The sequence below is a fragment of the Brevibacterium pityocampae genome, from assembly GCF_039541555.1.
Classification (GTDB): domain Bacteria; phylum Actinomycetota; class Actinomycetes; order Actinomycetales; family Brevibacteriaceae; genus Brevibacterium; species Brevibacterium pityocampae.
In genome coordinates this window covers 101,372-115,690 of sequence record NZ_BAABGL010000015.1, presented here as the reverse complement: position 1 = coordinate 115,690, position 14,319 = coordinate 101,372, and the positions used below count along the sequence as shown (strand labels likewise).

The window sequence follows — 14,319 nt, the reverse complement described above, 5'->3', positions numbered from 1 at the left end:
AATGGAGCATGAGCACGCTCACAGCGCGTCGTCAGCGGCGCGCGAGCTCGATGATGTCCGCGGTCCGGTCCCCGCCGCGGAGCACGGCCTGGGACAGGGCGGCGGCGCGGTCGTCGCCGAGCCGCATGCCCCAGCCAGTGGCCTCGCCGAGCACGACCTCCGCGGTCGGGCGTCGAGGTCGCCGGCGATGAGCCGCTGGGAGGCGATGGGTTCGCGGACCTGCCCGACGAGGACACCGGTGGAGGGGGGTGATCTGGAAGGCGGGGGCCGGGGCGGCGTGCCCCTGGGCCGGGTTCTGGGCCGAGGCGGCGGCGAGGTCCTGCTCGGCCGGCACGATCTCGGCCAGGATCGCGCCGGCGAGTACGCGCAGTCGCTCAGGGTCGGCGAGCGCGAGCAGGCCGGCTTCCCTGCACCGCGGAGTTCGACAGGTGGGCCTGTCGGCGAGGACCGGAGTGGCCCGTGACACAATGGCACAATGTCCCAGGAGACCGAATCCGCGCCTGACAGCCACTCCGCCGGGTCCGCGCGCGCCGCCGACACAGGCGAGCGCGCCGCCGACACCGACCGGCCGGACAGCGGCGACCGACTCGACGGCGCCGGTCACCCGGACCGCACCTCGCAGTCGGGCATTGCAGTGCAGCCCGGCAGTGCCGCGCAGCCGGACCGCACCGCGCAGTCGAGCGACCGCTCCGCCGGGTCCCGCAGCGGCGACAGCCCCGACCTCGATCCGGCGCGTCGGCTGGCGGGCCTCCACACCGCTCGCCCGCGCGCGGACCTCGAATCCTTCGCCTCGCCGTTCCGCGAGTTCGACCGGGAGTCGTGGTCGAAGCTCGCGGAGACCATGCCGCTGCCGCTCACCGCTCAGGACATCGAGCGGCTCCGCGGCCTCGGCGAGACGATCGACCTCGACGAGGTCGCCACGATCTACCTCCCGGTCTCCCGCCTCCTCAACCTCTACGTCTCCGCACGAGGCCAGAAGCACGAGGCGACCCGTGAGTTCTTCGCCCCCCTCCGCGCCGATGGCCGGGACCCGGCACCGCGGCGCACGCCGTTCGTCATCGGCGTCGCCGGCTCCGTGGCGGTGGGCAAGTCGACGACGGCGCGCGTGCTGCGCGAGATGCTCGCCCGCTGGCCCGACACCCCGCGCGTCGAGCTCCTCACCACCGACGGCTTCCTGTTCCCCAACGCAGAGCTCGAGCGCCGCGGGCTCAGCGGCCGCAAGGGCTTCCCGGAGTCCTACGACCGCCGCGCGCTGCTCCGCTTCCTGTCCGCGGTGAAGTCCGGGGCGCCCGAGGTGCGGGCACCGGTCTACTCCCACCACACCTACGACATCGTGCCCGGCGCGCAGATCACCGTGCGCTCCCCCGACGTCCTCATCGTCGAGGGCCTCAACGTCCTGCAGCCGGCGCGCCCCCGCCCCGACGGCCGGGTAGGCATGTCGGTGAGCGACTACTTCGACTTCTCGATCTACGTCGACGCACGGACCTCGGACATCCGCGACTGGTACATCGCGCGCTTCATGAAGCTCAAACACGGCGCGTTCCAGGACCCCGACTCGTACTTCCACCGCTACAGCCGGCTGAGCGAGGAGGAGGGGCGGACCCTCGCCGGGGAGATCTGGGGCTCGATCAACGCCCCGAACCTCCGGGAGAACGTGCTTCCCAGCCGCGGCCGCGCCGACCTCATCATGCACAAGGCCGCCGACCACGAGATCCGCCGGATCCGCCTCCGCAAGCTCTGAGCACCCCCGCACGCGAGCCGCGGCACCCCGTCCGACGACCGCCGCCCCGTTCCACGCGCAGCCTAGTGCGGTCTGCCCGGTCCGGGCGCGATCCAGTGCGGTTCTCTGACTGCGGGGTCACCTCAGTGCGGATACCCGCCGGTATCCGCACTGAAGCGGCACCGGAACGACGGCGCGTGGACTGCCGGACACCTCTCTGGTGCCCGGTTCCGGAGCGCCTGCCGCCGCGGTGCACAGCACCGACCCCACAGCACCGACACGCACAGTGCCGAGGTATGCAGTGCCGAGGTGTGCAGTGCTGACGAGTGCAACTCCATCGAGTGCAACCCCATCGAGCACAGTGCAGTCGAGCACAGCCCGGGCAGTCGAGCACAGCCCGGGGAACAAATCCGCGGAGCCGCCGGTTGATACCGATGTCGTGCTCGGCCCGCCGCGAGTCCAGCCTCGCACGCCGGCCGTCCCGCCACGGGTCGCGCCGCCCGGCGGGCCGCGCGCCACACCCCCGGCACCAGCACCTTCGGAGCCATCAGCCCCGGCACCAGCACGTCCGGAGCCGGCAGCCGCGGGACCAGCACTTTCGGCACCGGCATTCCCGGCCTCGGTCCTCCCAGCGCCGGAACCGCGACACTCGGAACCACGACCCCCGGCACCACCGACTCCCCTCTGCACCCCAGGAGGCTCCTATGAGCATGCCCTCGACGCATATGATCATGCGCCGCACCATCGGGTCCCATTCGACCTCGGCCAAGGGGTCGGGGAAGATCTCGCGCGCCACCGTGCGCCGGATCTTCCGCTTCGCCTCTCGCCACCGCGCCAAGCTCATCGGCTTCCTCGCAGTGTCCGTCCTCGTCTCCGTCATCGGCGTCATCACCCCGATCCTCGCCGGCGACGTCGTCAACGCGATCACCGGCGGCGGCCCGATCTCGGTGATCATGTGGATCGCGATCGCGATGGCCGGCCTGGCGATCCTCGACGCCGGCCTCAGCCTCGTCAACCGCTACCTGTCCTCCCGTGTGGGCGAGGGCCTGATCTTCGACCTCCGCACTGCGGTGTTCGACCACGTGCAGACCCTGCCGATCGCGTTCTTCAACCGGACCCGCACCGGCGCACTCGTGTCCCGCCTCAACACCGACGTCATCGGCGCCCAGCGCGCCTTCTCCAACACGCTCTCCGGAGTCGTGTCGAACGTCGTGTCCCTCGTCCTCACCGTCGGCGTCATGGTGACGATCTCCTGGCAGGTCACCCTGCTCTCCGTCCTCCTCCTGCCGATCTTCCTCGTCCCCGCCCGGATGCTCGGCGGGAAGCTCGCCCTCCTCCAGCACGAGGCGGCGAACCACAACGCCGCGATGTCGACGCGCATGACGGAGCGGTTCTCCGCCGGCGGCGCCACCCTCGTCAAGCTGTTCGGGAAGCCGGACACCGAGTCCCGCGAGTTCGCCGACCGCGCCGGCCGGGTGCGCGACATCGGGGTGCGCACCGCGATGCTCCAGACGACCTTCGTCACCGCGCTCACCCTCGTGTCCGCGCTCGCGCTCGCGCTCGTCTACGGCCTCGGCGGCATCCAGGCGGTGCTCGGCAACCTCAACGCCGGTCAGGTCGTCACCCTCGCGATGCTGCTGACCCGCCTCTACACCCCGCTCACCATGCTCGCCAACGCGCGGATGGACATCATGAGCGCGATCGTGAGCTTCGAGCGGGTGTTCGAGGTGCTCGACCTCGAGCCGCTGCTCACCGAGGCGGCGGAGCCGCAGTCGCTCGACCCGGGCCCGGTCGCCGTGACCTACCGCGACGTCCGCTTCGCCTACCCGTCGGCCGCCGAGGTGTCGCTGGCCAGCCTCGAGGACGTCTCCGTGCTCGACCACCGGGCCGGCACCGAGGTGCTCCACGGGATCGACTTCACCGTGTCACCGGGGTCCACGGTGGCGCTCGTCGGCAGCTCCGGGGCCGGCAAGTCGACGATCGCCTCGCTGCTGCCCCGCCTCTACGACGTCACCGGCGGCGCGGTGCTCATCGGCGGGACCGACGTCCGGGACCTGAGCTTCGACACCCTCAAGCGCACGGTGGGCATGGTGACCCAGGACGGCCACCTGTTCCACGAGTCGATCCGCGACAACCTGCTGCTGGCCCGGGCCGACGCCACCGAGTCCGAGCTCGCCGACGCGATCCGCCGCGCCCGACTCGAGGAGGTCATCGCCGAACTCCCCGACAGCATCGACACGGTGATCGGCGAGCGCGGCTACCGGCTGTCCGGCGGCGAGCGCCAGCGCCTCACCATCGCCCGGCTGCTCCTCGCCGCTCCCCCGGTGGTCGTCCTCGACGAGGCGACCTCAGCGCTCGACTCGACGAACGAGGCGGCGATCCAGCAGGCGCTCGCCGAGGCGATGGAGGGCCGCACCGCGCTCGTCATCGCCCACCGGCTGTCGACCGTCCGCAGCGCGGACGAGATCCTCGTCATCGAGGGCGGGCGGATCGCCGAGCGCGGCACCCACGAGCAGCTGCTCGCCGCCGACGGCCGCTACGCCGAGCTCTACGAGACCCAGTTCGCCTCCCAGGAGTGAGCCCCGGGTGGGTGCCGGCGCGGCCCCGGCATCCCGTGTCCGGGCGGTGAGGGCGCGGGGATAGAGTGGACGCCGGGTCCCGCCCGCGCACAGCGCGCTCGCGGGCACCTGCCCGCCGCGGCCCACCGCTCACCCCTTTCCGTGCCCGAGGAGCCTCATGCCCGCCACCCCGACCCGCCCCGCGTTCTCCCCGGAGGAGCGGCAGAGCGTGCGCGCGACCCTGCGCCGCCCGGCCTGGCTCCGGACCGAGGTGCTCGGCGGACTCGTCGTCGCGCTCGCACTCATCCCCGAGGCGATCGCCTTCTCCGTCATCGCCGGGGTCGACCCGCGGGTGGGCCTGTTCGCCTCCTTCACCATGGCGGTGACGACCGCGATCCTCGGCGGCCGGCCGGCGATGATCTCCGCGGCCACCGGCGCCGTCGCCCTCGTCATCGCACCCCTCGTCGCCGCGCACGGGATGGACTACTTCATCGCCTGCGTGCTGCTCGCCGGGGTGTTCCAGATCCTCCTCGCCGTGCTCGGCGCCGCCCGCCTCATGCGCTTCATCCCGCGCTCGGTCATGGTCGGCTTCGTCAACGCGCTCGCGATCCTCATCTTCATCGCCCAGGTGCCCGAGCTGATCGGCGTCCCCTGGCTCGTCTACCCGCTGTTCGCCCTCGCGCTCGCCATCGTGTTCCTCCTGCCGCGCCTCACCTCGATCGTGCCCGCACCGCTCGTCGCGATCGTCGTGCTCACCGGGCTCGTCCTCGCCTTCGGCTGGCAGGTGCCGGACGTCGGCGACAAGGGCGAGCTGCCCGACTCGCTGCCGACCCTGTTCGTCCCCGAGGTGCCGCTCACGCTCGAGACCCTGCAGATCATCGCGCCCTACGCGCTCGCGATGGCGCTCGTCGGGCTCATGGAGTCGCTCATGACGGCGAAGCTCGTCGACGACATCACCGACACCCGCTCGGACAAGACCCGGGAGTCCTGGGGCCAGGGCGTGGCGAACATCGTCACCGGCTTGTTCGGCGGGATGGGCGGCTGCGCGATGATCGGGCAGACGATGATCAACGTCCGCGCCTCCGGTGCGCGCACCCGGATCTCGACGTTCTGCGCCGGCGTCTTCCTGCTCGTCCTCGTCGTCGTGCTCGGCGACGTCGTCGCGCTCATCCCGATGGCCGCGCTCGTCGCGATCATGGTCTTCGTGTCCTGGGCGACCTTCGACTGGCACTCGATCGACCCGCGCACCCTGCGCCGGATGCCGAAGTCGGAGACCGCGGTCATGCTCGTCACCGTCGTCGCCACCGTGTGGACGCACAACCTCGCGATCGGGGTGGTGCTCGGCGTGGTCGTCGCGATGATCGCCTTCGCCAACCGGGTGGCCCACCTCGTGCGCGTCGACCGGGAGCTCGCCGAGGTCGACGGGGTCCCGACGGCGACGTACACCGTCGAGGGAGAGCTGTTCTTCGCCTCCTCGAACGACCTCTACACGATGTTCGACTACGCCGAGGACCCCGCCCACGTCGTCATCGATCTCCACCGCTCCCACCTCTGGGACGCTTCGACGATCGCCGCGCTCGACTCGATCACCGCGAAGTACGAGGAGCGCGGGACGACGGTCACCGTCGTCGGCCTCAACGCGGCGAGCAGGCGGATGCGGGAGACGATGTCGGGGATGCTCAACGGCTGAGCCGGCCACATGACTGAGCCCGCGGCTGAGCATGCGGCCGGTCACGCTGCGAGGAGCGGCGGCGCGCGGTGACCCGATGCGTGGTCCCGCCCCGGCCGCCTGCGCGGGCGGGCGCGCGCCGGTGGTCCGCGCCTCAGCGCAGCAGGCGGGCCACGGCGGCCAGCAGTGCCGCGGCGGGCAGGCACACGAGGAGCAGCCCGATGAGGAGGACGAGCGAGACCGGCTGAGTGATGATCACCGCGACGACGTAGACGACGATCGGCATGGTGAGTGCGACGAAGCCGACGAGCGGCCAGGTGCGCACCGGCCTGCGGTCACGCTGCGCGGCGGAGGTCTCCGAGCGCCAGGCGAGCGCGCCGACGAGGAGGTTCCCGAGCGTCGCGATCCCGCCCATGACGAGGACGAGGAGCGTGGCGTCGGCGAACCAGCCGAGCACGAACGGCAGGCCGTCGGCGAGTCCGACGAGCAGCGTGAGCCCGGCGACGAGCAGGGTCGCCACGGCGGTGAGGGCGCCTGCGATCCGGCCGACGCGCGCCGGCCGGGCGAGCGGACGCCCGGTCCGTCCGGCCCCGTCACCCGGCATGCCGGGATCGGACGCGCCTGCCGGGGTCCTCGTCATCATGCGCCCCTCAGAGTGCCAGTTCGTCGCGGACCACGGAGGCGAGCCGTTCGGCCTGGGCCTGGGCGGTCTCCTCGGTCTCGGCCTCGACCATGACGCGGATGAGCGGTTCGGTGCCCGAGGCCCGCAGCAGCACCCGGCCGGTGCGCCCGAGCTCGGATTCGACGGCGGACACCTCGGCGGCGACGACCGGGTGGTCGGTGTTCGTCTTGTCGACGCCCTTGACGTTGATGAGCACCTGCGGCAGGCGCGGGATCTCCGCGGCGAGGTCCGCGAGCGAGCGGCGGGTGCGGGCCATCCGGTCCATGAGGTGCAGGGCGGTCTGCACGCCGTCGCCGGTGGTGCCGTGGTCGAGCATGAGCAGGTGCCCGGACTGCTCGCCGCCGAGGTTGAGGCCCTCGGCGAGCATCTTCTCGAGCACGTAGCGGTCCCCGACCTTCGTCTGCACGGTGGCGATCCCGGCCTTCTCCATCGCCAGGCGCAGCCCGAGGTTCGACATCACCGTGGTGACGAGGGTGTCGCGGGCCAGCGTGCCGTCCTCGTGGAGGCCGAGGGCGAGGATGCCCATGATCTGGTCGCCGTCGACCACGCGGCCGAGCGCATCGACGGCGAGGCAGCGGTCGGCGTCGCCGTCGAACGCCACACCGAGGTCGGCGTTGTGCTCGGTCACGGCCTCGGCGAGGCCGGCGATGTGGGTCGAGCCCACCCCGTCGTTGATGTTGTAGCCGTCGGGCTCGGCGGCGGTGACGATGACCTCGGCCCCGCCCTGGCGCAGCGCGGCCGGGCCGACGACGCTCGCCGCGCCGTGGGCGCAGTCGACGACGACGGTGAGCCCGGACAGGGGCGCCTCGCGGTCGCCGTTGAGTCGGTCGACGAGGTATTCGACGTATTCGTCGACGGCGGCGGGGAAGCGGGAGATCCGGCCCACCGCGGCACCGGTCGGGCGGTCCCAGTCCTGGCCGAGGAGCTCGGTGATCCGGTCCTCGAGCGCGTCGTCGAGCTTGGTGCCCCCGCGGGCGAAGAATTTGATGCCGTTGTCCGGCATCGGGTTGTGCGAGGCGGAGAGGACGACACCGAAGTCCGCGCCGGAGTTCTTCACCACGTGCGCCACACCCGGGGTGGGCAGCTCGCCGACGAGCAGCACGTCGACCCCGGCGGCGGCGATGCCGGCGGCCACGGCCGAGGCAAGGAGCTCACCTGAGGCGCGGGTGTCGCGCCCGACGATCGCGAAGGGCCGCGGATCGCCCTCACGGGCGGGTCCGGCGAGCACCCGCGCACCGGCCTCGGCGAGGTCGAGCGCGAGCGCGGCGGTGATGTCGGTGTTCGCGAGGCCGCGGACACCATCGGTTCCGAAGAGACGGGACATGGGTTCCTCGTGGTCGGTCGGGATACGGGTGGCTCGGGAGCGCCGGTCCGGGCGGTGCCGGGCGGTGGAGCACCTGCCCGGTCGTGCGCCGGAGGGAATCGCTGCCGGTACCGGGTCCGGATACGACTCAAGCCCTCGGACGCGGGGTCCGAGGGCTTGAGCGCGGTCAGGCCGGGGTGGGCGCAGACACCGGAAGTGCGATCAGCGCTTCGAGAACTGCGGCGCCTTGCGGGCCTTCTTGAGTCCGGCCTTCTTGCGCTCCGGGACGCGGGCGTCACGGGTGAGGAAGCCGGCCTTCTTGAGCTCGGCGCGGTTGTTGTCGCGGTCGATCTCGTTGAGCGAGCGAGCGATGCCCAGGCGCACGGCACCGGCCTGACCCGAAGGTCCGCCGCCCTTGATGCGCACGTGGACGTCGAAGCGGCCCTCGAGGTCGAGCAGGCGGAAGGGCTCGTTGACGAGCTGCTGGTGCAGCTTGTTCGGGAAGTAGGTCTCCAGGTCGCGGCCGTTGATCAGCCACTCGCCGGTGCCGGGCACCAGGCGGACGCGGGCGATGGCCTGCTTGCGACGACCCACGGCGGCACCGGGGGCGGTCAGGGACTGGCCCCGGCCACCGGCCACGGCTTCGCCCAGACCGGCCGAAGCCGGGGTCTCGGTGGAATATTCGGTCAGTTCGACATCATTGGTGGTATCAGCCACGGTTCTCCTCGGTAAGTTCGTTGCTGCCGGGGCGCTTACTGCGCGACCTGGCTGATCTCGTACGGCTGCGGATTCTGCGAGGCGTGCGGGTGCTCGGCACCCGCGTAGACCTTGAGCTTCCGCATCTGGGCACGACCGAGGCGGGTCTTGGGGACCATGCCGGCCACGGCCTTCTCGACCGCGCGCTCGGGATCCTTGGCCAGGAGCTCGGAGTAGCTGATGCTCTTGATGCCGCCCGGGTAGCCCGAGTGGCGCCAGGCGCGCTTCTTCTCGAGCTTCGCGCCGGTCAGCGCAACCTTGTCGGCGTTGATGATGATCACGAAATCACCCGAGTCGACATTCGGTGCAAAAGTCACCTTGTGCTTGCCGCGCAGCAGCTTCGCAGTCTGCGAGGCAAGCCGACCGAGGACGACGTCAGTGGCGTCGATGACGTGCCACTGGCGCTGAACATCGCCGGGCTTGGGGGTGTACGTACGCAAAGTAGCCTTCTTTTCGTCTATGGATAGCAGCGGCAGGTTCGCATCTCCACAAGGCCGTGATCACGGGAGATGCGCACCGCTCTTCGGTGCTCGGTACGACCGACCACGGCTGACCCGACCCCACCTGCCTGCAACGCGAATAGAGGCTTCTGAGGGGAGCGTGAGAGGACGTACGCAACGACAGACAAATCTACCTCGGCCAGCCGCGTCCGCGCAAATGCTCAGGTGGGTCTCGGTAGAATCGACAGGTGATGCGGACACTGCCGAGGAGCTCCCCCGGTGCCCGCCGGAGCGTCGGCACCCGACCCCGGCGGGCACTTCTCGCGACGCTGCTCGCGCTGCTCATCGCCGCCGCCGCGCTCCTCGGCTCTCCCGGGGCGGCCCAGGCCTCGGGCGCCGCCCCGGGGTCAGGCGCGAGCGAGGGCGCCTCCCCCGCCTCCGATACGCCGGGGTCCGGCCCCGCGGCCGCTCCTGCTGCTGAGTCCCTCGTCATCATCGGCGCCTCCGGCCTGACCTTCGACGACATCGATCCCGAGGCGACCCCGCAGCTCGCGGCCTTCGCCGAGGACGCCGCGCTCGCCAACCTCAGCGTCCGCAGCCTCGCCGCCGCGACCTGCCCCGCCTCGGGCTGGCTCACCCTGGGCTCCGGCGCCCGCGCAGGTGCCGTCGACCTGCCCGATGTGGCCGCCGAGGAGGCCGAGCCGCTCCCTCCGCCGCCCGGACCGGCCGGCTACCCCGTCGTCGAGCCCGATGAGCCCGAGCCCACGCTGGCGCCCGAGGCGAAGGCCCAGCCGACGAACTACGTCCGGGTCCCGCCCCGGCCGGCGGCCGCCTGCCCGGAGATCCGCACCCCGGTGGCCGCCGACGCCCTCGCCGCGGCGGAGGACTCCAGCTCCCCGGACCCGCTCGCCCTCACCGAGCCCGAGGCGCCCGTCGAGGACGCGGTGATCCCGGAGTTCGACCGCATCGCCACCGTCAACGCCGCCTCCGGCTACACCGCCGACCTCGGCGCGCTCGCGGCCCAGGTGCGCGACTCCGGCGGGTGCACGCAGGCGATCGGCCGCGGCGCCGGGTACGCCGTCGCCGGGCCGGAGGGCACGGTCGAGCGCTGGGGGCCCGGCGGCACCCCGCTCGAGGGCTGCGTGCTCACGCTCATCGACGTCGGCGCGGTCGGTGACCCCGGCTGGATCCCGCAGGAGACCGCGCTCGACGGGGCGAGCCAGCTCGCGCGCATCGACCAGCGGATCGGCATGTACCTCGAGGACATCGACCTCGAGACCACCGACGTCGTCATCGCCGGGGTGGGCGACACCTCGAGCCCCTCCCGGCTGCGCGCGCTGCTCGCCGCCGGCCCGAGCTACGAGGCCGGCATCCTCACGAGCTCCTCGACCCGCCAGTCCGGCACCGCCCAGCTCAGCGACGTCGCCTCGGCCGCCCTCACCCGGGTGGCCGGTCAGGCGGCCCCGCCGGAGGCCGCCGACGCCGCCTGGAGCGTCGCACCCGGCGAGGGATCAGCGGCCGAGCGCCTCGACACCCTGCGCGCCTCGGCGGCGGAGGCGGCCACGGTCCACGAGCACGCGCAGACCTTCTCCGTGCTCCTCGACGTCCTCCACTACCTCCTGTTCTTCGCTCTCGGAGGGCTGCTCCTCGTCACCCTCCACGAACGCCTGGGCCGAGCGGGCAGCGCGCGCGTGCACCGGATCCTCGGCTGGGTGGGACTCGGCCTCGCGGTGATCCCCATGGGCTCGTTCCTCGCCGGGCTGCTCCCCTGGGCGCGCTTCGGATCACCGGCCGCCGGGCTCGGCCTGGCGGTGCTCGCCGGGTCCGCCGCGCTCCTCGCGATCGCCGTCGCCGGCCCGTGGCGGCGCACCTTCGCCGGGCGGGTCGCCGCGGTGTCCGTCACCACCGCGGTCGTGCTCGCCGTCGACATCGCGCTCGGCTCCGCGCTCCAGTTCAACGCGCTCATGGGCTACAACCCGATCGTCGCCGGGCGCTTCTACGGGCTCGGCAACCAGGGCGCGGCGCTCTTCATCGTCGCGGTGTTCCTCGGCCTGGCGATCGTCTCCCGCCGGCTGCTCGCACGCGGCCGGCGCGGCTGGGCGATCGCGCTCGTCGCGCTCGTCGGACTCGCCTCGGTCGCCACGCTCGGCAATCCGGCGTGGGGGGCGAAGTTCGGCGGGACGATCGCCACGCTCGCCGGCTTCCTCGTCCTCCTCGCGCTGCTCCTCGGGATCCGCCTCAACCTGTGGCGCCTCGCCCTCATCGGCGCGGTGTCGCTCGCCGCGATCCTCGGCATCGCCGTCCTCGACTACCTGCGGCCCCCAGCGGCGCGCTCCCACTTCGGCGCCTTCTTCGGTCAGATTCTCGACGGCCAGCTGTTCACGGTGATCGGCCGGAAGCTCGCGGCGAACCTCAACATCATGGTCATCAACCCCGCGCTGGCGGTCATCGTGCCGCTCGCGGTCGTCGCGATCCTGTTCTTCCTCGCCTACCTCGCCCGGTTCGCCCCCACCCGCCGCCTCACCCGGCCCTGGGCGGGGCGGCTTCCCGAGGTGCTCGCGGACCCCACGCTGCACGCCGGCTTCCTGGCCGTCGCCGTCGGACTCGCGGTGGGCGGGGCGATCACCGATTCGGGCATCGCGGTCCCGGCCACCGGCGCGATGATGTTCCTCCCGCTGCTCCTCGCGCTGTGCGCCGACACCGTGCCGGGCCGGGGCCGGGAGGACGGTCAGGCCGGTGAGGCCCGTCGCGCGGCGGGCGCCGGGCCTGCGGGTGCCGGGCCCGCGGGTGCCGAAGATGCGGGCGGCGGGCCGGCGGGTGCCGCCGGCACTGCCGGCCTGCGGGGCACCTCGGGCTCCGGCTCGCAGGGTGCCTCGGGGGGACGCGCATGATCCGTCGCCTGCTCCTCGTCCTCCTCGCCACCTGCGCGCTCGTCACCGGGATGCCGTGGGCCGCCGTCCCGAGCTCCGGGCCCTCGGTGCCCATCGGTGCCGCTGCCTCAGCAGCCGGGGCCCAGGGATCCGCTGCCTCGACAGCCGGAGTCCCGGGGTCGGCATCGGCCGGGTCCGCGCTCGGTGGGACGCCCGCGCACGCGATCCCCCCGGTCGTCGCCGGACCGACGGTGTTCGTCGGGGTGAGCGGCCTGACCTTCGAACAGATCGACCCGTACCTCACCCCGCACCTGTGGTCGCTCGTCGAGGACGGCGCGATCGGCACGATGACGCCGCGCAGCGTCCGCTCGACGAGCTGCCCGGTCGACGGCTGGCTGGCGATCGGCTCGGGGCGGCGCGCAGCCGACGAGGCCCACCGCATCTGCCGCGACCCCGGCGAGCCCGTCGAGTCGTGGGTGCCCGACTGGGCCGTCTACCGCCTCCAGGCCGAGCAGGACAACTACGACGCCCCGCTCGGCACCCTGCACGAGGCGATCGCGGACGTCCACGCGATCGGCCCGGGCGCGGCGATCGCCGCCGCCGGCGCCGACGGCCGGGTCGATTCCTACGCCCCGGTATCCGAGGACCTCGCCGCACAGGTCGGGGAATCCGCCGCGGAGCACCCGCTCATTGTGCTCGACCTCGGCAACACCCAGGAGCCCGGGTACTCGCTCATCGCGCTCGATGCGCAGATCGGCGAGGTGCGCGAGGCGCTCGCCCACACCCCCGAGCCCGGTGCCCGCCCCGCCGACGGCGCCCCCACGCTCATCGTCGCCTCGATCTCCGACGGCTGGTCCGAGTCGAGCGCGATGCAGTTCTCCGCCGTCGTCGGCCCCTTCCACGACTCCGGTGTGCTCACCTCGACCTCGACCCAGCAGCCCGGCCTCGTGCAGACCACCGACATCCTCCCCACCCTGGTCCGCCACGCCCCGGCCGTGCCGGAGCGCAACTTCGCCGGTGCCCCGCTCGAGGAGACCGGATCCGACGCCGAGGCGCCCGCCCGGTACCAGCAGATGCTCGACCGGCAGGTCGCAGTGGCCACGCAGGCCGCACTGTCGGTGTGGTTCTTCCCGGTCATGGCGTCGATCCTCGCTGTGCTCCTCGTCATCGCGGTGCTCGTGGGCCGGCGCGACATGGATCGGGTGCGGGGCCCGCTGCGCGGCCTGGGCCTGTTCTTCGCGGCGCTGCCGGTGTCGACCTACCTCGTCAACCTCGTCCCCTGGGAGCGCTCGACGAGCCCGGACGTCGCGATGCTCGCCGCGCTCGCCGGCTGGGCGCTCGCGCTCACGCTCCTCGGGCTGCTGGGGCCGTGGCGGCACCGGGTGCTCGGTCCGATCACCGTCATCGCCGCCGCCACCGTGCTCGTCCTCGCCGCCGACGTCATCGCCGGATCGCCCCTGCAGATGTCGACGCTGCTCGGGGAGCCGCTGCTCATCGCCTCGCGCTTCTACGGCATCGGCAACTCCGCGCTCGCGCTGTTCTGCACCGCGCTCGTGTTCCTCCTCGGCGTCGTGTGCCAGGCGATCGGCAATCGCTGGGTGCGGCTGACGACGGTGCTCGTCACGACGCTCGCCGCCTGCATCCTGCTCGCCACCCCCGGTCTGGGGACGAAGTTCGGCTCCGTGCCCACGCTCATCATCGGCCTCGCGGTGCTCGCCCTCGCCGCCGCCGGGGTCCGCCTGTCGATCAAGCGGCTGCTCCTCATCACCGGGGCGGCCGGGCTCGCCATGCTGCTCGTGCTCGTGCTCGACTGGCTGCGGCCGGCCGAGCAGCGCACACACTTCGGCCGGTTCTTCGACTCGATCCTCAGCGGGGAGGCCGGCGCGGTGCTCATGCGCAAGATCGGGATGAACATCGACATCCTCACGCAGAGCTGGATGACGCTGCTGCTGCCGGTGATCATCGCCGGGGTGTTCTGGGTGATCCTCAGCCCGCGCCGCGTCTCCGTCCCGCATCTGCCCGAGCTGTACCGGCGGTATCCGATGATGCGCGCCGCGATGGCCTCGCTCGCGGTGCTCCTGGCGGTGGGTACGGTGATCAACGACTCCGGCATCGTCGTGCCGGCCGTCGGCATCCTCTTCATCATCCCCGCGTTCGCCCACCTCGTCGGCCAGGCCGAGGCGGAAGCGATCCGCACCGAACGATCCGGCGGGCGCGAGGAGCACTGACCTCGGCCTTTCCCCCGCCGATGCAACTCTTTCTGCAAACTGCACCTGTCTCTCCGGTCGGTCGGCCCCGATGCGACTGAATTCAGCCGCCCG

Annotated in this window: 10 protein-coding genes; 5 read left to right on the top strand and 5 right to left on the bottom strand. The window is 72.5% G+C overall.

Annotation, left to right across the window (positions count from 1 at the left end):
* Positions 1 to 31 precede the first annotated feature (31 nt).
* Positions 32 to 154, bottom strand: a complete 123-nt coding sequence (locus tag ABD883_RS10345) for a hypothetical protein (RefSeq protein WP_282599068.1) — start codon at positions 152 to 154, stop codon at positions 32 to 34.
* Positions 155 to 739: 585 nt separating this feature from the next.
* On the opposite strand from ABD883_RS10345, the gene coaA reads away from it, so the two are divergent.
* The 3 genes from coaA to ABD883_RS10330 all read left to right on the top strand — a co-directional run bounded on the left by coaA (position 740) and on the right by ABD883_RS10330 (position 5,968).
* Positions 740 to 1,741: a type I pantothenate kinase gene (gene coaA / locus ABD883_RS10340; protein ID WP_254668964.1), complete on the top strand. Its 1,002-nt coding sequence runs from the start codon at positions 740 to 742 to the stop codon at positions 1,739 to 1,741.
* A 683-nt stretch (positions 1,742 to 2,424) separates the two neighbouring features.
* A complete protein-coding gene (locus tag ABD883_RS10335; RefSeq protein ID WP_345031915.1) occupies positions 2,425 to 4,299 on the top strand; it encodes an ABC transporter ATP-binding protein in 1,875 nt (624 codons plus the stop codon).
* A gap of 157 nt (positions 4,300 to 4,456) precedes the next feature.
* Complete coding sequence (locus ABD883_RS10330) at positions 4,457 to 5,968, top strand: SulP family inorganic anion transporter (RefSeq protein ID WP_345031911.1); 1,512 nt, start codon at positions 4,457 to 4,459, stop codon at positions 5,966 to 5,968.
* A 133-nt stretch (positions 5,969 to 6,101) separates the two neighbouring features.
* Here ABD883_RS10330 and ABD883_RS10325 read toward each other — a convergent pair whose 3' ends face one another.
* The 4 genes from ABD883_RS10325 to rplM all read right to left on the bottom strand — a co-directional run bounded on the left by ABD883_RS10325 (position 6,102) and on the right by rplM (position 9,128).
* Entirely contained in the window at positions 6,102 to 6,590 is a 489-nt protein-coding gene (locus tag ABD883_RS10325; protein ID WP_345031908.1) for a hypothetical protein, read from the bottom strand.
* Between the two features lie 7 nt (positions 6,591 to 6,597).
* Positions 6,598 to 7,953, bottom strand: a complete 1,356-nt coding sequence (gene glmM, locus ABD883_RS10320) for a phosphoglucosamine mutase (RefSeq protein WP_137319027.1) — start codon at positions 7,951 to 7,953, stop codon at positions 6,598 to 6,600.
* 201 nt (positions 7,954 to 8,154) lie between these two features.
* On the bottom strand, positions 8,155 to 8,649 hold the full coding sequence (gene rpsI / locus ABD883_RS10315; RefSeq protein WP_137319026.1) for a 30S ribosomal protein S9: 495 nt from the start codon (positions 8,647 to 8,649) through the stop codon (positions 8,155 to 8,157).
* A gap of 35 nt (positions 8,650 to 8,684) precedes the next feature.
* Positions 8,685 to 9,128 (bottom strand): 50S ribosomal protein L13, encoded by a 444-nt coding sequence (gene rplM, locus ABD883_RS10310; RefSeq protein ID WP_137319025.1) that lies wholly within the window; start codon positions 9,126 to 9,128, stop codon positions 8,685 to 8,687.
* Positions 9,129 to 9,379: 251 nt separating this feature from the next.
* Here rplM and ABD883_RS10305 point away from each other — a divergent pair, with 251 nt between their 5' ends.
* Positions 9,380 to 12,019 (top strand): hypothetical protein, encoded by a 2,640-nt coding sequence (locus tag ABD883_RS10305; RefSeq protein ID WP_345031903.1) that lies wholly within the window; start codon positions 9,380 to 9,382, stop codon positions 12,017 to 12,019.
* Positions 12,016 to 14,226: a hypothetical protein gene (locus tag ABD883_RS10300; RefSeq protein ID WP_345031901.1), complete on the top strand. Its 2,211-nt coding sequence runs from the start codon at positions 12,016 to 12,018 to the stop codon at positions 14,224 to 14,226. Before ABD883_RS10305 ends, ABD883_RS10300 begins: the two co-directional genes overlap by 4 nt.
* Positions 14,227 to 14,319: the final 93 nt, after the last annotated feature.

Bases quoted from the DNA above. Each gene is read 5' to 3' on its own strand.
- ABD883_RS10335 (WP_345031915.1), top strand. From the start codon at position 2,425: ATGAGCATGCCCTCGACGCATATGATCATGCGCCGCACCATCGGGTCC.
- ABD883_RS10330 (WP_345031911.1), top strand. From the start codon at position 4,457: ATGCCCGCCACCCCGACCCGCCCCGCGTTCTCCCCGGAGGAGCGGCAG.
- ABD883_RS10325 (WP_345031908.1), bottom strand. From the start codon at position 6,590: ATGATGACGAGGACCCCGGCAGGCGCGTCCGATCCCGGCATGCCGGGT.
- glmM (WP_137319027.1), bottom strand. From the start codon at position 7,953: ATGTCCCGTCTCTTCGGAACCGATGGTGTCCGCGGCCTCGCGAACACC.
- ABD883_RS10305 (WP_345031903.1), top strand. From the start codon at position 9,380: ATGCGGACACTGCCGAGGAGCTCCCCCGGTGCCCGCCGGAGCGTCGGC.
- ABD883_RS10300 (WP_345031901.1), top strand. From the start codon at position 12,016: ATGATCCGTCGCCTGCTCCTCGTCCTCCTCGCCACCTGCGCGCTCGTC.